The organism is Henriciella sp. AS95, from assembly GCF_038900055.1.
In the GTDB taxonomy this organism is placed as follows: domain Bacteria; phylum Pseudomonadota; class Alphaproteobacteria; order Caulobacterales; family Hyphomonadaceae; genus Henriciella.
Window position 1 is genome coordinate 1 of sequence record NZ_JBBMQM010000003.1, and the last position, 20,213, is coordinate 20,213.

Genomic DNA, 20,213 nt, shown 5'->3' on the forward strand with positions numbered 1-20,213 from the left:
CCGGGTAGCTCAGGGGTAGAGCAGTGGATTGAAAATCCTCGTGTCGGTGGTTCGATTCCGCCCCCGGGCACCATTTTTACTAAAATACACAGTAAAATCAGTCGCTTACGATTTGCGATTGTCCCACTCTGGCAAAGCGTGCCCGAAAGTGGGACAAAATGGTCTACTTGAGTTTTTCGCGAAGCGCCTTCCCCTCTGTGCCGCAGCGGCTAGTATTCTAAAAGTGGCGGCTATGTTGCGGCGGTATATTCGCCACTCAATCAGATTTGATGGAGCAACGAATGGCCAAAGCAACGACGATCAGAAATGGCACTTTGGGCAAACGTGTTTTGCGTCTGGTTGAGCAGGACGGTAAGTATTTCGGGCTGGCAGATGGAATAATATGTGTTCAGGGCACCGAGATTGATAAGGTATGGGAAACTCTTCATCGTGAAGCGGGGAAGTCTGATCCTAAGTATTTTGGCTACAAGGGCGCGCTTGCAAGGTTTCAGAAGTTCTTCCCGAATGGATTTCATTCTGATGGGTTTAATTCACAAGAACGTGCATATAAGTTAGCCGCCAAAGAAAAGCTTGAAGCACTAGCGCCGCTGTCAGACACCCTTGAGGGTAGTGGTTTTGGCGAGGCTATACTTTCGGTTTACCGCTCGACGAACATGCTATCGCCGTTTGAGAAAACCAAACTACAAGATGTTCTGCGTGGTAAGGACAGTGATGCAATCGTTCAGGCAGTAGCCAAATTCACAGTAAAAAAGATCCATCTTCCCTTTCGAACTTGGCTGCGAAACTCAAGCCATACGACTGTGCCAAGTGGACAGTCGTCACCTATCTCCCATTTCTTTGGCAACCAGAGACGCATATGTTTTTGAAGCCTGAAGCAACCAAAGATTTCGCGACGCGGGTCGGTCACCCACTGGCAGCGATCTATGACGCACAACTCACCTACGAAACCTATGTGTCGCTAATTGACTTGGCTGTCCAAACTGAGCGGGAGTTGAAAGTGTTGGCCCCCCGTGACCGAATAGACATTCAAAGTTTTTTCTGGGTTGTTGGCGACTATCAGGAAGGGCGTGAGAGTGTTTATCCTTAGAATAGGGCCTAACTTTCCCAGCAATCTTTTGGTCCAATTCGTCCGATGGTAGCGGATTTTTCATAGCCGCTAATTCTCGGCCTTATTGGCCCACATGCCAGCCTGTTGAGATAAATAGGGGTGGGAGGATGCAGCATGAGCAGCACACGCAAAACCATCAGGAACATCGACGATGAACTGTATCGTCAAGCCAGAGTGTTGGCAGTCGAAAATGATATGCCCACTGGGGAGTTGATCAGCCATTGTCTGGCGTTCTTCATCAATGAAGGCGAGTTTTTGGATGTGGATCAGCCTGACGTGCAACCTGCGCATTGAACGCGGTTACATGAACGATGTTTGTGCTGGATGCGAACCGCTCTAACAGTTCATTGGGGTGCGGCTTTTTCATTCGCGGATCGGAGATGCTAAGTTTGCTAACGGCATATTGGTGCAAACGCGCTGCCAGTTCATGTCTTGCAATAGGATGATGCGGCCACGTGGCCTCGGCGAAAGCAAAGGCCATGATCTGGTCCAGCCACGCAACGTAGCGCCGCGTGGCTATGACCCTGACCTGATATGCATAGACCGCTGGAATACTCACCAAACGGATGCCCCGTTCACGTCTAACCGCGTTACGATGGCAGAGCCGCTCGAAGATGTCCTGCTTTTCAGATGCTGAAATCAGCGGATGCTCGGGATGGAATCGTTGCAAAGATGTGGGCAACGGGCACCGTTATTCGATTGTATAAACCGTTGGGTTACCGTTGGACCCAACGATCACAAGTTGACCGTCTGTCAGTGCCGCGTCCTGACAAACTTCAGGACCAGCAAACCGCGCGGGCAACGTCAATGTGCGGCACCATTTACCGCTACTAATTCGCCATGTGCCAGACAATGTGTCACCACCCGCCAATGTGCCGATCAATGCGCCGTTGGCATCTGCTGTTAACCGTGTATCGCCTGCGACGAGAGTGCGACCAGATACAGCTTGGGTAATGGGGTCGGGCGTTGTGGTGATTTCAGCGCAGGCCGAAACTGCGATCAGGGAAGCGAGAGTCAGAATAGTTCTTTTCATTTTGGGTCCTTGTGGTTGGGTATGTTTTGGTCATTTGGGGGGGGGCGGTTATGTGTGAACCAAGCAATGGCATTCAAGCCAACTGCTCATGATCGGTGTGTCACCACCTGCATGTCGCGGTTTTTACTGTGGTCGATCCTCGGACCCGATACTTCACAAACCTCGTGGCCGTTCCGTCTGGGTAGCTTCGCCAAATCTCTTCACCGAGGGCCTCGGTCATATAGACGTGATCTTGGCTTGAGATGCGGTTGCTCTGATCTTCAAGGCAGGCACGAAGGTTGCGTTCCAATCCTCCCCCGCTGAGGAAGATGACGCCTGCAACACCTGCTGCAATGACGATTCCGACTGTCGTTATGTTACTCATTGAGGTGCGCTCCATGTTTGATGGGTTGTGGGCGTAGCAAGACATGACAGGTGCAATGCCCCTCGGCGTGATGCAGGCCATACAGGTCGTTGGGGGATACCTGACCACCTGTGGCATCCCACAGCGCACGTGCGACGCGCTTTGACGGGGCAACCGTTCCGTCTTTCACGCGAAGAATCGTGCTGGCACTCGTCCCGCATTGTTTTGCGAGGTCATTCAGGCTCAGGCGATTGGTTTGGAGATATTGTGTCAATGTCATGCATGCCATATTCCACTAAATGGAACGATTCGCAATTATTAAGAGCGCCCCCAGATCGTTTTACTTCCCTCCCGTTCCACGTTGTGGAATACCAAAAGGATGAAAAATGCTGCTGCAAGATCGTTTGGTGAAATCCTACAGAAGGCCCGTGCATCCAAGGCGTTATCCCTTGGTGAAGCGGCCAAGCTTCTTGGGGTGCCAAAGACCAATTTATGGCGATGGGAAAGCAACGAGACCAAGGTGGATGCACAGCGTCTGGTGGATATCGCTGCGGCCTACGGTTTGTCAGTTTCAGAGATGTTCGAGGGCAACATAGTGGTGGCCCCCACCCAAACCGATTTCGACCGTCTGGGCGAAGTCGTGGAGCATATCGAACTGATCGTGCAGGACCTAGACCTGAGGCCGAACCCCAAGGCTCTGCGCACCGCTGTGGTTGAGGTATTGCGACTGGAAACATCACGGGTGCTGGATACCCACGGAACTAAATTCGACCCGTCGCGATATGATGCCATGGTCTACGGTATTCTGGGGCAATCTGCATGATGCCAATAGAAATCACGCCGTGGCGGACCCAAAGATGAGCGTCAGTCCAAACCCAGAACAAGCTGAAGTAATTTCGACTACCGAGGGACCACTCCTCGTCGTTGCTGGGCCTGGCTCTGGTAAGACATTTTGCCTAGTGGAACGGGTCGCCAACATCCTGCGGTCAGGGGATGTGTCGCCAGAACGTGTCCTGATCTCAACCTTCACCGAGAAGGCTGCCAAAGAACTCGTGACGAGGATCACAGCAAAGCTCGGTGGCATTCAGAACATTGGGAACCCTTTGGACCTTACAGTGGGAACGCTGCACTCCATCTTTCTGAAACTGTTGGAAGAGTTCAGAGCCTATACACGCATTCAGAAGAATTACACGGTTCTGGATCAGTTTGATCAGCAGTATTTCGTCTTCCAGCAGATCGGTGAGTTTCGGGATATTGAAGGCATCGAGGACGCGCTTGGCCTGAAGGGACCACAGTCGTCTTGGCGCTTTGCTGGGGCTTTGACAGCTTGGCTGAACAAGATCAGCGAAGAGGGTATTTCGGGGCAAGATTTGGCAGGCAGTCAACTTCCAGAAATGACTGCATCGGGAGAAGCCTACCTCACCTATCAAAGGCTGCTGGGTGAGTTCAATTACCTCGATTTCTCTACCATCCAAGTTGAAATGCTAGGTTTGCTGAACAACCCCGAAGTTGCCGAGGAAATCCAAGGTCGCTTCGATTATCTCATGATCGATGAATACCAAGACACCAACACAATCCAAGAAAAGATCATCTTGAAGCTGGCGGAAAAGCATCGGAACATCTGCGTCGTGGGCGATGATGACCAGGCGTTGTATCGCTTCCGTGGCGCATCGATTCGTAACATCCTTGAGTTCCCAAGCCGCTTCAACAAAGGCGAATGCCAGCAGGTGAAGCTCACACAGAACTACCGATCTGAACCACCCATCATCGACTTCTACAATAGGTGGATGGAGACGACGGAATGGGATGCTGACGGGAAATCGTTCCGCTTTGACAAAACGATTGAAGCCGCAAACTCAAAGCCTTCAGCCCACCCGACTGTATTCAAGGTGTCAGGCGATGACGGTGGGGAAAACTGGGCCGATGACACGATTGCATTCCTGAAGAAGCAACGTGCAAGTGGCATCATCAAGGACTGGAATCAGGTCGCCTTTCTGTTCCGATCAGTGCGCAACCACAAGGTCGTCGCATTTGCCAATGATCTGGAAGCCGCAGGCATCCCCATCTACGCACCGCGATCCAACATGTTCTTCGAACGGACCGAGATCAAACTGATGATAGGCGCGATCCTGTTTATGTTCCCGCAATACGGGTCAGTCCGCCAAACACGTGAGGGCATGACGCTTCAAGTCTGGACCTACTATGACGAATGTCTTGGTGACTTCATTGCACACTTGAAGGGCGGCACAGACCCTCAGATCACGGCTTGGGCGGCGGGTATGGCCAAAAGCCACCTCGGTCTAACAGACAACACCAACTACGCCTTCTCTGGGCTGTTTTATGACTTGATGCAGTTCCCAACCTTCAGCGGCTTCTTGGATGAAGGCATCGCCCATGCTGGTGTGCGGGATAGCCGCCCAGCAAGAAACCTGTCCAAGTTCTCCCGCCTGCTCAACAAGTTTGAATACCTCTACAACGTCATCGTCATCCGCCCAGACCGTTTGGAACGTGACCTTCTGATGCTGTTCAACTACTTCATGAGGTTCCTTTGGGATGGTGGCATCGAAGAGTATGAGGACGACAGTGAATATGCCCCGTCGGGCTGCGTGTCATTCATGACGATCCACCAGTCCAAGGGCCTTGAGTTCCCGATTGTCATCGTCGGCTCACTCGATGCGGTGCCGCGCAAGCAGTATTCGGACATGGAGGTCATGCTTGAGCAAGAGTTCAGTGGCCGTGAACCATTTGAACCCTTGGATCGGATCAAGACCTTTGACTTCTGGCGATTGTTCTACACCGCCTTCTCCCGTGCGCAGAACATGCTGGTGCTGACCTGCCAAGAGAACACACCAAAGGGACGTGGGCAGCGTCACGTGCCATCCGCCTACTTTCGGCCTGTTTATGACGATTTACAGTCTTGGCATGATCTGACCTTCGATGCCAACAACATCGACCTGGCTGATGTCAAAGAAGTGGACATCAAACAAAGCTATTCCTTCACATCTGACGTGCTGGTGTTCGAAGGATGCCCCCAGCAATACCGACTGTTCAAAGACCTCGAATTTTCGCCCGTCAGGACCAACGCGATCCTGTTTGGCACATTGGTCCACCAGACCATCGAAGACGTTCACAAGGCGGTTCTGCGGGGCGAGGAGAGCAAGGTCACATCCGACCAGATCAACAGTTGGTTCGATTTGAACTACGCCAACCTGACGAAGAAGGAACGGGTCTATCTGGCCGAACCCGTGCTGAGGATCGCAAAGCGACATGTGACCAGCTACGTGGACCGTGAAAAGGAACACTTCCACCGTCTGCGGGATGCTGAGGTCGAGTTATCCCTGCTGAAGGATGACTATATCCTGACTGGCACTGTTGACCTCGTTCAGGCTGACGACGGGTCTTATGAGATCATCGACTTCAAGTCAGAGAAGAAACCCGACCTCATTGATGAGGCGGATCGGCTTGCTCGGTATCGTCGTCAGCTTCAAATCTATGCGCATCTATTGGAAGAGAAGCGTGGCGTTCAGGTCAGTCGGATGACGCTGTATTACACGGGTGAAGAGAACGGTAAGCCGACGATCACCTATCCCAGAGAGACGACGGATGTCGAAGGCACGATTGCCAAGGTCGATGCAGTCATCCACAACATTGTTGAAAAGAATTATGGCATATCAGAGCGGCCTGAACGGCTCTGCAAAAATTGTGACTTCCAGGCGTTCTGTGACATGACGTTTTGTAAGGCTTGAAGGAATTGAATTAGATGGCCGATAAAGAACCAGAAACATTTGAAACGTTTTCATTCGAAAGTCCACCTATTCGGGGTTATCCCGAACTTCGATGGGCAGGAAAAAAGCCTTATACGTCAACACAGTATTATCCCGCTCAACGACGTGAGTCTTACGGAGATTCAGTCTCAGGTTGGTCAAATCAGATATTCTGGGGCGACAACCTCCAAGTTATGTCGCACCTGCTACGCGATTACAGGCAGCAGGTTGATATGGTGTATATCGACCCACCGTTTGACAGCAATGCTGACTACAAGCGAACTATCAAGCTGAAGGGGAAATCGGCCTCATCGGACGGAAGTGCTTTTGAAGAAAAGCAATACACCGATATCTGGGGCGGCGATGGATACCTCCAGTTCATGTATGAGCGATTGACCCTCATACGAGAGTTGCTATCTGGTAGTGGAACTCTGATGGTCCATGTGGATCAAAAGAAGCATCATCACCTTCGGCAAATCTGCGAAGAAATTTTCGGGCCAGGTTGGTTTCAAAACGAAATCGTATGGTTCTATGAAAACAAGCTTGGCACTGGTGGCGACATCCTAGACAGCTTTCATGACACGATTTTGGTGTTTTCGAAAACCAAGAAATGGATGAAAAACCCCATTCGGGTCCCCGTCAAAGTGAAAAAGGGGCAACCTGTCACCCAGAAGATTGATGGTGAAAGAGTTTGGCTTCGTGACGACGATGGAAATCGTCTTTATAAGGAATCTGAAGACACTCGTCGTCTTGGTGACGTTTGGCCAATTCCGATTATCAACCCAGTTGCCAACGAGCGTCTGGGGTATCCGACCCAGAAGCCAGAGCGACTACTGGCATTTGCTATGCAGGCAGCGTCGTCCCCTGGGGACCTGGTCTTTGATTGTTTCATGGGTTCTGGGACGACCCAAGCTGTTGCCATGAAAATGGGAAGGCGTTTCATCGGGGCGGACATAAACCTTGGCTCTATCGAAACAACGATCAAGCGCCTCAATTCCATTCGTGAAGAACAGAAGGCTGATCAATCCGACTTATTCGGTGATTTGGAAGTCGAACTTCCAGAGCAACAATATCTCGGTTTCGAGGTCCATAACGTCAATAATTATGACATTTTTCGCAACCCCGCTGAGGCAAATGACTTAATCAAAGAAGCCATGGAGCTTCAACCCTTGCCGACCAGCAGCGTGTTTGATGGTCAGCGTGATCAGCATCTGGTCAAGATCATGCCCGTGAACCGCATTGCCACCCGTGCCGACCTGAACGAGGTAATCAACGGCATGGACTTCAAAGCCTATGAACGGCGTCAGGCCGAAGCCCCCTCAAAGATCGTGGATCGGATCATGTTGGTCTGTATGGGCCATGAACCCGACATCGGCCCTGAACTGGTCAAAGCCGCCAAGCCGTTCAACATCGAAGTCGAGGTCGTGGACCTGATCCGTGACAAAGCCAACCTGCATTTCAAACGCCAGTCAGATGCCAAACTGGTCATCAAGGACGGTCATCTTGAGATTGCGGGTTTCTACCCCCTCAACCTGCTCCAGAAGCTCTCAATGGACACGGATGCAGTCGAAGACTGGCGGCAACTGGTTGAGACGATCAAGGTGGACTGGAATTATGATGGTGCGGTCCTCAGCCCAGAGCTTATTGATGCGCCCGACAAGAACGAATTGGTCAATGGCCGCTATCCGATCCCCGACGATGCCTCGACCATCCGTGTGAAGATCACCGACCTGCTGTCAGAGTCATGGGAAGGCGAGATCGACCATGGCTAAGAAGATCAATCAGGACTTCGCATTCTTCAACGCCCTGTATCACTTTTTGCAGACCAACAAGGGAAAGATCAGGACCAAGTATCGCAAGTTGTCCAAGCACCTGCTGGATTTCAACGACCCCGACCTGCGGGCGGATGCCTACCTGCGTCGCCCCCAGTTCGAAGCCTTCGAGATGTATGTCTTTCTGAAGGAGTTCGGCGAGAACCGTCATGTCCACCAGTTGTTCAAGGAATGGGCAAAGGGTGAAGGCATCTTTGAAGGGCTGGTGAAGGCTGATGCGTCCAAGCAGGGTCAGGGGATGCTTCTGGGTTTTGAAGAGATCATCGGTGAAGATCAATACGAGGCCCTGTTCGCTAAGATGAGCGAACGGTCACGTGAATATCCCAACTACATCTTTGCGCTGACCATGGGCCTTGGGAAGACGATCCTGATGGCCACATGCATCTTCTATGAGTTCCTGCTGGCCAACAAGTTTGGCAAGGACGACAAGTATTGCCGCAACGCCTTGGTGTTCGCACCCGACAAGACGGTCCTTCAATCGCTGCGTGAAATCCAGACTTTCGATTTGTCCCAAGTCGTGCCACCAGAATACGCGAACTTCCTGCGCACCAACCTCAAGTTCCATTTCCTTGATGACACAGCGTCCACCATCGGTGCGCAAGACGGGTCATCGTTCAACATCATCATCTCGAACACCCAGAAGATCATCCTCAAGCGCAAGTCGGCCAAGCCATCAGCGACTGAAAAGCTATTTGCCGAGAAGAAAGGCACTCTCTCTGAGGTTTATGGCGAACTCTACGACATGTTGGGCGAGGATGCCCCTGAGACCGACGCAGACCTCGCTGTGAACGCAAGGTTCCAACGGATCGCCAGGTTACCTCGTCTGGGCATCTATGTGGATGAGGCGCACCACTCCATGGGAACTTCACTGGAGAAGGACCTTGGACAGGCCAAGCAAGCCTCTGCCCTACGCACAACCATCGATGAACTGGCAAAGGCGTTGGAACATCGCAAGAGCAGCGTTGTGGGATGTTACAATTACACAGGCACACCATACGTCAAAGATCGTATCATGCCTGAGGTCGTCTATGCCTATGGTCTCAAAGGGGCCATCGATAACAAATACCTAAAGCAACCTGAGTTCCATACCTACACAGGCAACATTAAGTCGGACGATTTCATCAGGGAAGTCATCACCCACTTCTGGGAACACCAAGGTGAGACCCGTCATGAAGGGATGTTGCCAAAGCTGGCGTTGTTCGCGTCAACCATCGATGAACTCAAGAACGACCTTCAGCCTGCCATTGAACGGGTGCTATCGGAGCTAGGTGTTTCCACGGACAAAATCCTGAGAAACGTTGGTGACACCAGCCTGACGACCAATGAGGACATTCGGGAGTTCAATCGTCTCGACACGGAAGATTCCAACAAGCAGTTCATTCTGCTCGTTGGTAAGGGTGGCGAAGGCTGGAACTGTCGGTCTCTGTTCGGCGTCGCCCTGTATCGTAAGCCCAAGTCCCGTATCTTTGTGCTTCAGTCCACGATGCGCTGCCTGAGATCAATCGGTCCCAACCAAGAGACGGGTCACATTTACCTCTCAGCCGAGAACCAAGCAATCTTGGACGATGAGTTGCAGCAGAACTTCCGCGTCACCACAGAAGAGTTAGGACCGAAGAAGACCGATACGTCCGTGACCGTCGAGGTCACCGCTGTGCCGCCCCCCGTGATCATCAAAATGAAGCGCCATCGTGAGTTGTATCGAACAGTTAAAAAGGATCAGCCTGATACGCTAACACTCGATGTGTCCGATGCGGCCATGGAGCAGTTCAAGATCACGCTACAGACACGGACTCACCTGAAGGATAAGCCATCCTCTGTCGAAGACATCACTGATCGACAGTCCCACAAGACATACTCAAAGATCACACTGGTCGGTGAGCTTGCCCGCTACTTTTCAGGTGATCAGATCAGTGCTTTTGATGTCGAGGATGCATTGGCAAGCACGAACGTGTCGTTCGATGAAATTCTGACGGTCGTGAACAAGGCCAACGATTTTATCTATGATGTGCTGATCCCACACCTGTTCCATGCCTTCTTCGAAGTCGAAAAGTTCCAGAACTCGGTGGAGGAGGAAGTCGAACTCATCCGTGGTTACAACGATCAATCCAATCGTTTGCCAACCTTCACTTTCAAAGCACAAGAACATCTGATCGCACGGCGTGACTACCCAGAGTTCGATGGGAAACGTTCAAAGTCATTCCACCTCGACACCTATTGCTTTGACAGCAATCCTGAGGTGGACTTCTTCCAAAGAGTTCTGGGGGATGACAGGACGACCAACATCTATTTTACGGGTATGTTGGTTCATGGCCAATCAGGATTTCAAGTTTACTACATTCATCCCGAGTCGCACACCGTCTGCAACTATCACCCAGATTTCTTGGTCTATCGAGATGATGGAAAGGCTCACATTATTGAGGTGAAATCCAACTGGAAGAAGGATGATCTAGTCGTCCTTGCAAAGAAAGAAGCTGCTGAGAAACTCGCCGAAGGCAACCAATTCGAATACGCTCTGGTAACACCTGAACAGTTCGATGGGTTCCTAGGAAAAGATGGGTGGGATGCCTATGTTCCCAACGCCGAGTTGAACACTTAGTGCTTCCTAGTGCCTAATGTTTTACCCATGCCATCGACAAAATTCAGCTTGGCTGACTAGCCAACTCGGTGTTCAACCAAACCGTCAGTGGCATTCATTTCATCGCATCAGCGCGTTTCATGAACTCAAGAAACTGAAAATGACTGGCGTTGTCTGCATACAGCAGTTTGTGTGCATCAGGGTCTTCTAATCGTAGACGTGCAAACTTTCGGACCTGATCTGGAAAACCTTCGTTACCTCGATTGATCTGTTCAGGGACCACCTTCATGTAAAAACTGGTCACAAATGAGAGGAAAGCACCCTCATATCTGTATTGATTGTGGTTACGCCCTTTTTGGTCTTGGCGTCCGCCATCGACGACTTGGCTGACTTGGGCATCTAAACCTTTGGTGTTTCTCGCCTCAAAGATTTCTGCGAGGGCGTGGACAGCAAAGAGCATTGAATACGTTGATGGCCTACCTGCTTTTACCAAGCCACTTTTGTAATTGAAAAAACGCTTCAATTCCAAGATTTCTCTGTGCGTTTCTATGAGGTATTGGCGTGTCGCAGTGACCTTCGCAGCGAGGCTTTTGGACATCCAAATATCTTTTGCACTCGGCGAATGATCTTCGGGCTGATCTGTTGAAGTTTCTGTAACAGCCGCGTCTCGGTCTGGGTCATTGAGGTTCCTGATTGCACTGTTCAGTGAACGCTCCACCGCCGATATGGTTGAGAAAACGCTCTTCGCAGGAACGGTCATATCTACCGTTTTTTGTAGTGCCAAGAATCTGACCAGAACTTCGTCGATTGCTTCTTCGATGGCAATTTCGTCGTCGCGGTCTATTGCCTCATTGCTCAGTTGCTTCAGCATGTCGGAATAGATTTTGATCGGCTTGTCGGTGCGACGCCGTTGTCGATTGTTCGGTTCGATTTCCTTCAGCCTGATGCGGTCGCAAACCACTGAGAACTGTTCGGGTATGTTTCTTGCAAGATGCTTTTCCTCATACAGGCCAACATCTTGGTCTGAGTGATTACTCGGCCCATTGCCATCGAACATATCTGACTGATCTGCGACTATCTGCGTTCTCCGAAAGTATTGCGTGATCATCAGGGCATTTAATCCCCGAAGATTGGTTTTGATCACCCCCGTATACCTCAAGACGTTCAGACAACAAAGGAGAACGTCATTGGAAACACATACTTACAATTCAACTGAGATCACGGATGTGATCGTCAAAGCCATTGAAGGAGACGCATCGCTATCGTCACGGCTGGCAAATGTCGATGCCATTATTATTGCCTCCACCGACAACATCATCAGCAGCACGGATGACAACTACGCCACTCTGCTGGAGGACGGTGGGCGCATCCTGCTGGTGCAGGTCTGGCCGCAATCAAGCCGCCTTAGCTTGGTTGCTCTGCGGCGGCTAAGTGATGATCGGGTCGGTCTGCCATGGTCAGTTGCCAAAGCAGAATACGCAATTGATTGGGCTTCGGAACTGTCGATTAGCGGAGCTTACCCGTTGTTCGCCCACATCGTTGATGCTGATCATCATGACCCCGTGTTCTTTAATCACACGGTTATCAGCCACACGGGACGGAACATCGACTACTTCGACCTCAATGTTCAGGACCTGCGTGAACGTTTTCCCCGTGCCATGGAACGCATCACAGATCGCATGATGTTTCTCGTGAAGACACTGCCAAATCCAAGTGCCAGTCAGCACGGGTGGGCATGAACATGGAAAACCCAACGAAAGACATCAACTCCGAAACTGTGCTGACCAAAGCAGCAACGAGTTTGGCCGCTGCGGCTGCGGCACTTGAGAAACTCGGCCACACCCGTGAGCGGGCGCATAAGCCCCCAACCCCCAAACGCGGTCTGACGCGCATCGAAGCTGCCAGCTACATCGGCATCAGCCCCACAACGTTGGATCGGTTGGTGGCCCAAGGGAAAATCCCCAAGCCACTCAAAGCATTTTCGCGACGCATCTGGGACCTCAACGCACTTGATGCTGCGTTTGAGACACTGGCTACGGCCCCTGATGACAACCCTTGGAATTGAGGAGACCGAGATGACAATTCGTTTGCCATATGTCACCCAAGACCGTGATCGTCGCGGCAATGTTCGACTGTATTATCGTCATGGCGGGAAAAAATTCCGTCTGCGCGGTCCAATTGGCTCAGCCGAGTTCATTGCCGATTATCAGATGGCCATGTCTGGTCACGATCCCAAGGAACGTGGAAAGCCAGTTCTCAGCACCACCAAATCTGGATCGATCCGTGATTTGATCGGGAAATACTATCAGTCTTCGGCCTTCCAAGCCTTGGCTCCCCGCACACGACGTGTCCGTCAGCAAATCCTTGATCGGTTTTGTCAGAATGAAACCGATGGGGACAAGCCTTTTGCCCTGCTTGAGCCGCGTCACATCATGCACCGCCGCGATGCCATGGCAGACCGACCAGAAGCCGCCAATGGGATGGTCAAGGCCCTGCGCCAAGTTTACAATTATGCGGTTGAATATGGCTATCATGATGTGAACCCGATCAAGGAAGTATCGTTGCTTCCTGGGTCAGTCGAGGGCTTTGAGGCATGGGCTGCGGAGGACGTGAAGGCGTTCGAAGATTACCACCCGATTGGCAGCATGGCCCGCCTTACCATGGCATTGGCGCTCTACACGGGCCAACGGCGCGGTGATCTTGTGCGCCTCGGTCCTGCCCATATCAAATCCTATCATGGGCGCGAGGGGCTTGAGTTTATCCAGCATAAGAACCGCAATCGCCCTGGCAAGAGGGTTTCCCTCTGGGTTCCGATCATTCCTGAATTACGCAGCATCATTGATGCGTCACCGACGGGGCGGGACACGTTCATCCTGACCGAGTTTGGTCGTCCGTTTACTGGCGATGGGTTTGGAAACCGCTTTCGCAAGTGGTGCAGAGATGCAGGGCTTGAGGGCCTGTCGGTTCATGGGCTGCGCAAAACGGCATCTGCTGTGTTGGCCGAGAATGGCTGCACCGAACAGGAGATCATGGCGATCACTGGTCACAGAACCTCCAAAGAAGTGACCCGCTACACCCAAAGCGCCGAACAAAAGACCCGTGCTGCCAGTGCACTCAACAAAGTATCCAAAGCGTCAAAGGACGAAGGAGACATCAACACCACTCAGAAGGAGACCAACCAATGAAATTGTATCACTTTACCGCCATCAGCCACATGAAAGCGATTATGTCCGAGGGGCTGACAAAGGGTGAGATGCCTGTGTCTGCAACGCGATCCGTCAACGCGGTTAATTTCACAACAGATAAAACAGGTGTTGGCCACGGTCTCTGTAGAGCAAAGTTTGCTACCCCAGGGTTTCTGAGCCGTAAGGGTCATTCTCTTGGTGTGCGGGATCAGGTTCCGATGTTTGCCGATAAGCATAAGGTTCGAATTACGGTTGATCTTGACCGCAGTCGGGTAACGCGATGGATGCGTTGGGCAAAGTCGAATGTCGAACCGTCAGCGATGACAGCACTGATTGCATCGGGTGGTGGCACGGCAAAGGCGCGGACTTGGTATTTTGCCAATAGGCCGATTTGCCCAACAGAATTTGAAGATGTGGAGGTTCGTCAAGATGGCCGATGGGTTGATATCCTCGACTACGAAGGGCCTTTGACAGAAACGATCACCGACAAAGTTCTGATGGATGGATACGCACATTGGGGTCGCCGTTTGTTGACAGGGCTGCCCAAGGAATTGGGTGCGCGTTTGGAAAACCTGATCGAACATCAGGACTACATCGAACCAATTCAAAGCCGATGCTGCGGAAGAAGCGACATGGCCAGAGGCGGCTCGTCGGTCTGACCCGCAAGCACGTGCCGCACTGGAAGACCTATTGGGCCGTGGCATCCGCAAAGGTGATACCGTCGTCTGCACCCGTCTGGATAGATTGGCCCGTTCCACCCGTGATCTGTTGCAAATTACCGAGACGTTGGAGCAGAAGGGTGTGGACCTAAAGGTGCTGGAACAGCCCATCGATACCAGCAATCCTACGGGAAAATTATTCTTCACCATACTCGGTGCGTTTGGAGAGTTCGAGGCCGGTATCCGTGCAGAACGGCAACGCGAAGGCATCGATGCGGCCTTGGCCAAGGGGGCTGATAGTCCGTTCAAAGGGCGACCGCCAACGATTGATCGGATAGCGGTTCGTCAATTGCATGATGATGGAATGCCCCCGACAACTATTGCCAATAATCTTGGGATCGCCCGTTCATCAGTTTATCGATACTTGCAAACGAAGAGTGAGTGATCAACCTTTAGGTGGAACACCTAATACATTCGATTGGAATTTTCTTGCGGCCTATTTCACCAAGACGTTTTGATGCGTTGTGCTATGTCAGGGCACCCTACATGACGATGATGGCCGCTGAAGTCCGTCATTATGAAACGCCTGAAAAGTCTAACCTCGCCATCGTTGTTTTTGATAAGACTGATAGTGATTTCGGATACATAATACTTGGCCGCGATGCTCGGAAGATTTTTAGGTGTCTTGAGGTTGGAAACGAGTTCTATGCATCTGCGGACGCGGCTGAAGAGGCGTTGCGTGAAGCAATCAAACCTTACGAAGCAGACGGTATTTCAGAGTACCCTCAGGGTGATGAGGTTAAGCCGATCCTGGACATCTTTGCTCCTATAGTGGCTGACGACAAGCAACATGACTACTTCAAGGTTCTTTCATCCAATGAGATGCGTTCTGCGGCACGTAACCTCATCCAAGAAATAGCGTATTCATTCGTTGACGTTGACGGGAATTACATCGAACAGTTTCAAACAACTGGCTTCGACCAACGGCTTTGGGAACTATTTCTATATGTTTTGTTCCACAAGGAGGGCTTTGAATTTGACAACACCAAGCCTGCCCCTGACTTCTCACTCTCCAGGTTTGGGATGCCTGTTTTCGTAGAAGCTGTAACCGTAGGCCAAAATCCTGATTTCGATGTTCCCGCTGACACCGCAGCCCAAATTGCAGAGTTGTCTCAGAACTACATGCCGATCAAATTTGGTAGCCCGCTCTTCAGCAAACTCAACAGAAAGAACAAGTATTGGGACCTACCACACGTCGCAGGTCACCCATTTGTTCTAGCAATTCACGACTACCACGGCCTTGCGACTTCGGACACGCCTGGTTCGATGACATGGTCACGTGCTGGTTTGGTAAATTATCTGTATGGTGTACGTGATGACGTTATCATTGAAGGCGAAACCGTAAGGCCGCGAATGGTTGTGGGGAAGTATGGCCTCGAACCTGCCATCAAGATTACAACTGAGCATACTTATGGTGACAAGACGATACCCAGCCGCTTCTTTGGTTTGCCAGATGCTGAAAATGTCAGTGCAGTATTATTCTCCAACGGGGCGACCCTGACTACTTTCGGTCGGATGGGGAAAATTGCTGGGCTAGGAGATCACGACGTAAAGATGCTTCGCATGGGCATGTGGGTAAGCGATGAGATGGGGACCACACAATCCTTCGCGACAGATGTCGATGCTGACGATTATGATGAGGCATGGGGCGATACAGTGACAATGTTTCATAACCCGTGGGCAAAAAATCCAGTTCCTGACGAACTATTCCCAAACATCAGTCACGCAATTCTTGATCCATTGACAAATCAAGTACGGTATCGGTTCACTCCGAAGCATGTATTAACATCGATGACGACTGTGATTGTGCCGACAAATGACGACAAAACGGACGACTAGAAGTCCCTATGCCGCAGTTGGAAACTCATCCCACGTACGTCCATCGAGCGTTCGGCCAGTTCGCTTCTTGTTGATCCCACCCCATTGCTTGAAATGGAAAGCCACCTCGGCTGCGATACATTGGTCGCGAATTGATCTAACCCACTGTGGGTCCATAGGTCGTGAGCCAGGGCCGCTCTCTCCGCCTGCGATGGCCCAATTGATCCCATCAAGATTCAGACGCCCAAGATCGCCGATCAAAGGTTCTAAGCTAAGGAATTTTACCGCTGCACCAGTCTTCCGTAGATTGTCGATGCGATAGGTGTAATCGGCGTTTTCAACGCTGACCCCCATCCATACATTCGCAGGCCACTCAAGCTTATCGGAAAGTTCGAGCAGGCGAGAGGACCTCTTGGTCAACACCTGAAACGTATGCTGACTGCATTCGTCCATCACTTCAAAAACGCGTCTAATGAAATCAAGTGGCACTGCGTCTTGAAAGAGATCAGACATCGAATTGACGAATATCATTCGTCCAGACTTCCAGCCGTATGGCACCCGCAAAGAATGGTCGTCTAAGCTCACATTGCCATTCCACTTGGAACGCCCGCCACTGCGTCGCGTCAGGCCAGTGTACTTTGGTTGACCCATCGCCTCCAACCGTGCAGCCATCCTCATGGCATAACAGTTGGTGCAACCTGGAGAGATGATTGTGCAACCCGCAACTGGGTTCCAGGTCGCTTCAGTCCATTCAATCCGTGATCCATTCGCCATCAGGTAGTCTCCTCTGGGAAAATGGCCTGTATGTGATTTGCGAAGGTGCCGCTTCGCCGCCCTTTGCCCTTCGAATTGAAGGTGTCGATCTTTCCTTCATCTGCGAGTTTTCCGAGAACCTCTTTGTAGTTCTTCGATAGAAATGGTCTGTTCACGCTATGTTGGCGATAGATGTCTTCCATCGAAACTCGCTGACCAGCATACTCCGTAAGTAACATACCTTCCAAATCATCTAGTGGTCGAGTCAGTTCAAATAAGAGCGGCATCGACTCGTCGGCTGGAGTGTATGCGAAGGAAGGAACGCCCTGATCTGCGGTTGTACTCGCTTTCGCCATTATGCTTTTCATCACATCATAGCCCTTGAAGTCCTTGGATACGAAGACGAGGTGATGCGTTAACCTGCCACCTTCGTTCCTGAACCTGAACGGTAGAACGTATTCGCCACCCATTTCATGTAGGGCTTCCGACATAGCCTCTAGAACCATCTCTTCACGCAAGTGAGGCTTAGCCCCCGCCACTTTTGCCCTAAGTCGATCCGCGCTCTCTTCACCGAATAGTGCATCCATATGCGCCTTAACTGCTGGGTTCGTAAGCCCTGCATTTATTCGGTTATAGTTGAAAAAGAAGACGCAATCACATCCCCAGTCTTTGATCACGCCATTCACAAGTTGAAGGGATAGCCCCTTATATCCAAAGGGATCGAGGAATGTGAATGTTGGAACTCTTCGCGTTTTTCCAAAGTAGTCGGCTGCGTCTTCACCAACGGTGTTTTGGTTGACGGTCGGTTTATGTGCCAGACGTTCGATACCTGGGAGGTTGGCAATTTCGGTTGCCAATGTCTGTGTGTTGTTCTCGTCTTGGTCATTGAACATAGTAACGAGAGCAGCGGCCACACTGGGTGTTTCAAGGGCTTTTTCGATTACTAACAAAGGTGTAGATGCTGCACCGTCTCGGTAGCGTCCTGGACCTGCATAAAGATCGACGTATGCAATTTTACCGCCGTGATATCGTTGTGCCATCGGAAGAATGATCTTTGACCATGCGTCAAAGTACTTTTGAACTATCGTTGCTTTTACTGTGGAAGGTTCAGTTCGTTCTTCGAAAAAAGCCGCACTCATTTAAACATCGCCTCTGGAACGGAAAATGGATTTTGTTATCCCTAGTATTAGAACATAGTGAGAACACGATCAATGGTTTGTTAAGTGCGATGGTCCCCAGCCCTGCTGCTGGTTACCTCACTGAGCAACTTTGGCCGCTTTCATTGCCGAAGTGATGTTCAAAGATTTATGCTAAGCTTTTCCTTATTTGATATTTTACCGCCAGTGATAAATCCCAGACTTTTGCTGCCCTTGGGTCTTTTTTTACTGCCAGTGATAAATCTTAGTGACAGCCACGGAAAAATGCCGTAATTTATCCTACATGATAAGGAATCCACGATGAACCTTGATCCAGACACCCAACGTTGGACGGAGCACATCGGCCAAAAGATACGGGAACTTCGGAAGGCTGAGGGCCTTACTCTTGACGGTCTTTCACGCATTTCGGGTGCAACTGTTCCTACGTTGTCTCATATCGAACGTGGTACGCGGGATGTGAAGCTATCGACGCTAATCGGGCTGGCAAGAGCATTACGAGTGAGGCTACCTGATCTGCTGGTTCCATCAGGTCAAACCGCAGCAGAACGATCAACGCCGAGCATTGATGGCTATGATCTGGATGATGATTGATGGCCATCTTTAATGAGGTGACCATATATTACGAGGCGTTCAGCGTCGGACACGTCCAAGTTCAGGACGATAGCAAGCTGTCGTTCGTTTATGACAAACGATGGTTGGCCACCAAGGGCAGTTTCCCACTATCCGTGACAATGCCACTTGCCGAAGCGATGTACCCTGATCAGGTCATCACGCCATGGCTTGCGAACCTGCTACCAGAAGAACAGCAGTTGCTGACCCTCTCACGGGCATTGGGCCTGTCATCAACCGATGCCCTCGCCATCCTCAAGGAGATCGGCGGAGACACCGCAGGTGCCATTTCAATCGGGGAACCCAGCGACAAAGCTAATTGGTCGTATCGGCCCATCACCGACCACTATGGCACCGAGGACCCACAGGACGCCCTGACAGGGCACTTCAAAGACCTAGGTCAGCGTCCCTTCCTCGCGGGGGAGGATGGTGTCAGGCTGTCCCTTGCTGGAGGGCAGAAGAAAACCGCACTCGCAGTGTTGGACGCCGCAGGTGCACCGAAGTTGGGATTGCCAGAGAGGGGTGATCAGCTTGCGATCCCGATGTCAGGTGCACCATCTACCCTCATCATCAAACCCGACAACCCAAACCTTCCTGGCATTGTAGAGAACGAAGCCTACTGTCTGACCTTGGCGAAGCTTATTGGAATGGCGGTTGCAGATGTCAGCATCATGGATGTTGGGAATAGGACTGCACTGGCCGTAGCGCGGTATGATCGGACGACACGTAAGGACGGGTCACTACGACGCCTTCACCAAGAGGACTTTGCACAAGCCAATGGTATCTTTCCCAGCCAGAAATATGAGCAAGGCACTGTGGTAGGTTTAGACCTCAATCGGCTTCTCACGACTGCACAGCATCTGCCTGCACAAGACGCGCTGACATTGCAGGATCAGGTGATCTTTAACATCCTCGTGGCCAACACGGATGCACATGCCAAGAACTATTCGATGTTACTCAGCGGCGGGCAGACGATGGCACCGCTCTATGACGTATCGACCGTGCTGCACTGGGACCACGTGAACCAATATCACGCCCAGAAACTAGGAGGGCGCAAACGCAAACCTGCTGACATGGCACGGCGGCATTGGGAACGGATCGCGGATGCCGCAGGGTTCAGTCCACGAGGCATCCGACTGCGGGTGCAGGAACTCGTCGATGTGATGGTGGCAAAGCGGATTGAGGCTGTAGAGGCCGTGTGCGCCCAGTCTGGTGCCGAACGTGGTATGGTCGAACATGTGGCAGGGCTGATCGAGCGTAACGCGCTTCGGATTGCTGGGCGGCTAAAGGAATAGGGATGACCCTGACCAAAATTCA

20 protein-coding genes are annotated in these 20,213 nt (G+C 51.4%); 15 read left to right on the forward strand and 5 right to left on the reverse strand.

Features of this window, described 5'->3' with window-relative positions:
- The first annotated feature begins 281 nt into the window (after positions 1-281).
- The 3 genes from WNY37_RS18460 to WNY37_RS18470 all read left to right on the forward strand — a co-directional run bounded on the left by WNY37_RS18460 (position 282) and on the right by WNY37_RS18470 (position 1,402).
- Positions 282-866 (forward strand): hypothetical protein, encoded by a 585-nt coding sequence (locus WNY37_RS18460; protein ID WP_342974939.1) that lies wholly within the window; start codon positions 282-284, stop codon positions 864-866.
- The gene (locus WNY37_RS18465; protein WP_342974940.1) at positions 857-1,087 is read left to right on the forward strand and encodes a hypothetical protein; all 231 of its coding nucleotides are present in this window, start codon (positions 857-859) and stop codon (positions 1,085-1,087) included. The genes WNY37_RS18460 and WNY37_RS18465 overlap by 10 nt, the downstream gene beginning before the upstream one ends.
- Positions 1,088-1,222: 135 nt before the next feature.
- Positions 1,223-1,402, forward strand: a complete 180-nt coding sequence (locus WNY37_RS18470; RefSeq protein ID WP_342974941.1) for a hypothetical protein — start codon at positions 1,223-1,225, stop codon at positions 1,400-1,402.
- Positions 1,403-1,799: 397 nt separating this feature from the next.
- Here WNY37_RS18470 and WNY37_RS18475 read toward each other — a convergent pair whose 3' ends face one another.
- Together WNY37_RS18475 and WNY37_RS18480 are read right to left on the reverse strand one after the other, a co-directional pair.
- Positions 1,800-2,141, reverse strand: coding sequence for a hypothetical protein (locus tag WNY37_RS18475; protein WP_342974942.1), 342 nt, complete (start codon positions 2,139-2,141; stop codon positions 1,800-1,802).
- 356 nt (positions 2,142-2,497) lie between these two features.
- Positions 2,498-2,764, reverse strand: a complete 267-nt coding sequence (locus tag WNY37_RS18480) for a helix-turn-helix transcriptional regulator (protein WP_342974943.1) — start codon at positions 2,762-2,764, stop codon at positions 2,498-2,500.
- A 99-nt stretch (positions 2,765-2,863) separates the two neighbouring features.
- On the opposite strand from WNY37_RS18480, the gene WNY37_RS18485 reads away from it, so the two are divergent.
- Genes WNY37_RS18485 through WNY37_RS18500 form a run of 4 tightly spaced genes read left to right on the forward strand, consistent with a single transcriptional unit; the run spans position 2,864 to position 10,676 of the window.
- Positions 2,864-3,307: a helix-turn-helix transcriptional regulator gene (locus WNY37_RS18485; protein WP_342974944.1), complete on the forward strand. Its 444-nt coding sequence runs from the start codon at positions 2,864-2,866 to the stop codon at positions 3,305-3,307.
- A 34-nt stretch (positions 3,308-3,341) separates the two neighbouring features.
- Positions 3,342-6,230 (forward strand): ATP-dependent DNA helicase, encoded by a 2,889-nt coding sequence (locus WNY37_RS18490; protein ID WP_342974945.1) that lies wholly within the window; start codon positions 3,342-3,344, stop codon positions 6,228-6,230.
- Positions 6,231-6,244: 14 nt separating this feature from the next.
- Positions 6,245-8,020 (forward strand): site-specific DNA-methyltransferase, encoded by a 1,776-nt coding sequence (locus WNY37_RS18495; RefSeq protein WP_342974946.1) that lies wholly within the window; start codon positions 6,245-6,247, stop codon positions 8,018-8,020.
- Positions 8,013-10,676, forward strand: a complete 2,664-nt coding sequence (locus tag WNY37_RS18500) for a TnsA endonuclease N-terminal domain-containing protein (protein WP_342974947.1) — start codon at positions 8,013-8,015, stop codon at positions 10,674-10,676. Before WNY37_RS18495 ends, WNY37_RS18500 begins: the two co-directional genes overlap by 8 nt.
- 94 nt (positions 10,677-10,770) lie before the next feature.
- Here WNY37_RS18500 and WNY37_RS18505 read toward each other — a convergent pair whose 3' ends face one another.
- On the reverse strand, positions 10,771-11,799 hold the full coding sequence (locus WNY37_RS18505; protein WP_342974948.1) for a hypothetical protein: 1,029 nt from the start codon (positions 11,797-11,799) through the stop codon (positions 10,771-10,773).
- A 43-nt stretch (positions 11,800-11,842) separates the two neighbouring features.
- Between WNY37_RS18505 and WNY37_RS18510 the strand changes: the two genes are divergently transcribed.
- The 6 genes from WNY37_RS18510 to WNY37_RS18535 all read left to right on the forward strand — a co-directional run bounded on the left by WNY37_RS18510 (position 11,843) and on the right by WNY37_RS18535 (position 16,398).
- Complete coding sequence (locus tag WNY37_RS18510; RefSeq protein ID WP_342974949.1) at positions 11,843-12,394, forward strand: hypothetical protein; 552 nt, start codon at positions 11,843-11,845, stop codon at positions 12,392-12,394.
- A gap of 2 nt (positions 12,395-12,396) precedes the next feature.
- On the forward strand, positions 12,397-12,720 hold the full coding sequence (locus WNY37_RS18515; protein WP_342974950.1) for a hypothetical protein: 324 nt from the start codon (positions 12,397-12,399) through the stop codon (positions 12,718-12,720).
- The gene (locus WNY37_RS18520; RefSeq protein ID WP_342974951.1) at positions 12,701-13,840 is read left to right on the forward strand and encodes a tyrosine-type recombinase/integrase; all 1,140 of its coding nucleotides are present in this window, start codon (positions 12,701-12,703) and stop codon (positions 13,838-13,840) included. Before WNY37_RS18515 ends, WNY37_RS18520 begins: the two co-directional genes overlap by 20 nt.
- Positions 13,837-14,499, forward strand: coding sequence for a hypothetical protein (locus WNY37_RS18525; protein ID WP_342974952.1), 663 nt, complete (start codon positions 13,837-13,839; stop codon positions 14,497-14,499). Before WNY37_RS18520 ends, WNY37_RS18525 begins: the two co-directional genes overlap by 4 nt.
- Positions 14,500-14,518: 19 nt before the next feature.
- Positions 14,519-14,944 (forward strand): recombinase family protein, encoded by a 426-nt coding sequence (locus WNY37_RS18530; protein ID WP_342974964.1) that lies wholly within the window; start codon positions 14,519-14,521, stop codon positions 14,942-14,944.
- Positions 14,945-15,045: 101 nt separating this feature from the next.
- A complete protein-coding gene (locus tag WNY37_RS18535; RefSeq protein WP_342974953.1) occupies positions 15,046-16,398 on the forward strand; it encodes a hypothetical protein in 1,353 nt (450 codons plus the stop codon).
- 6 nt (positions 16,399-16,404) lie between these two features.
- Here the strand turns inward: WNY37_RS18535 and WNY37_RS18540 are convergent, their stop codons facing one another.
- Positions 16,405-17,151, reverse strand: coding sequence for a phage Gp37/Gp68 family protein (locus WNY37_RS18540; protein WP_342974954.1), 747 nt, complete (start codon positions 17,149-17,151; stop codon positions 16,405-16,407).
- Complete coding sequence (locus WNY37_RS18545; RefSeq protein ID WP_342974955.1) at positions 17,151-18,269, reverse strand: three-Cys-motif partner protein TcmP; 1,119 nt, start codon at positions 18,267-18,269, stop codon at positions 17,151-17,153. The genes WNY37_RS18540 and WNY37_RS18545 overlap by 1 nt, the downstream gene beginning before the upstream one ends.
- Before the next feature lie 318 nt (positions 18,270-18,587).
- Between WNY37_RS18545 and WNY37_RS18550 the strand changes: the two genes are divergently transcribed.
- Entirely contained in the window at positions 18,588-18,878 is a 291-nt protein-coding gene (locus tag WNY37_RS18550; protein WP_342974956.1) for a helix-turn-helix transcriptional regulator, read from the forward strand.
- The gene (locus WNY37_RS18555) at positions 18,878-20,191 is read left to right on the forward strand and encodes a type II toxin-antitoxin system HipA family toxin (protein ID WP_342974957.1); all 1,314 of its coding nucleotides are present in this window, start codon (positions 18,878-18,880) and stop codon (positions 20,189-20,191) included. The genes WNY37_RS18550 and WNY37_RS18555 overlap by 1 nt, the downstream gene beginning before the upstream one ends.
- The last annotated feature ends 22 nt before the right edge of the window (positions 20,192-20,213 follow it).

Bases quoted from the DNA above. Each gene is read 5' to 3' on its own strand.
- WNY37_RS18460 (WP_342974939.1), top strand. From the start codon at position 282: ATGGCCAAAGCAACGACGATCAGAAATGGCACTTTGGGCAAACGTGTT.
- WNY37_RS18465 (WP_342974940.1), top strand. From the start codon at position 857: ATGTTTTTGAAGCCTGAAGCAACCAAAGATTTCGCGACGCGGGTCGGT.
- WNY37_RS18470 (WP_342974941.1), top strand. From the start codon at position 1,223: ATGAGCAGCACACGCAAAACCATCAGGAACATCGACGATGAACTGTAT.
- WNY37_RS18475 (WP_342974942.1), bottom strand. From the start codon at position 2,141: ATGAAAAGAACTATTCTGACTCTCGCTTCCCTGATCGCAGTTTCGGCC.
- WNY37_RS18480 (WP_342974943.1), bottom strand. From the start codon at position 2,764: ATGACATTGACACAATATCTCCAAACCAATCGCCTGAGCCTGAATGAC.
- WNY37_RS18485 (WP_342974944.1), top strand. From the start codon at position 2,864: ATGAAAAATGCTGCTGCAAGATCGTTTGGTGAAATCCTACAGAAGGCC.
- WNY37_RS18490 (WP_342974945.1), top strand. From the start codon at position 3,342: ATGAGCGTCAGTCCAAACCCAGAACAAGCTGAAGTAATTTCGACTACC.
- WNY37_RS18495 (WP_342974946.1), top strand. From the start codon at position 6,245: ATGGCCGATAAAGAACCAGAAACATTTGAAACGTTTTCATTCGAAAGT.
- WNY37_RS18500 (WP_342974947.1), top strand. From the start codon at position 8,013: ATGGCTAAGAAGATCAATCAGGACTTCGCATTCTTCAACGCCCTGTAT.
- WNY37_RS18515 (WP_342974950.1), top strand. From the start codon at position 12,397: ATGGAAAACCCAACGAAAGACATCAACTCCGAAACTGTGCTGACCAAA.
- WNY37_RS18520 (WP_342974951.1), top strand. From the start codon at position 12,701: ATGACAACCCTTGGAATTGAGGAGACCGAGATGACAATTCGTTTGCCA.
- WNY37_RS18525 (WP_342974952.1), top strand. From the start codon at position 13,837: ATGAAATTGTATCACTTTACCGCCATCAGCCACATGAAAGCGATTATG.
- WNY37_RS18535 (WP_342974953.1), top strand. From the start codon at position 15,046: ATGACGATGATGGCCGCTGAAGTCCGTCATTATGAAACGCCTGAAAAG.
- WNY37_RS18540 (WP_342974954.1), bottom strand. From the start codon at position 17,151: ATGGCGAATGGATCACGGATTGAATGGACTGAAGCGACCTGGAACCCA.
- WNY37_RS18545 (WP_342974955.1), bottom strand. From the start codon at position 18,269: ATGAGTGCGGCTTTTTTCGAAGAACGAACTGAACCTTCCACAGTAAAA.
- WNY37_RS18550 (WP_342974956.1), top strand. From the start codon at position 18,588: ATGAACCTTGATCCAGACACCCAACGTTGGACGGAGCACATCGGCCAA.
- WNY37_RS18555 (WP_342974957.1), top strand. From the start codon at position 18,878: ATGGCCATCTTTAATGAGGTGACCATATATTACGAGGCGTTCAGCGTC.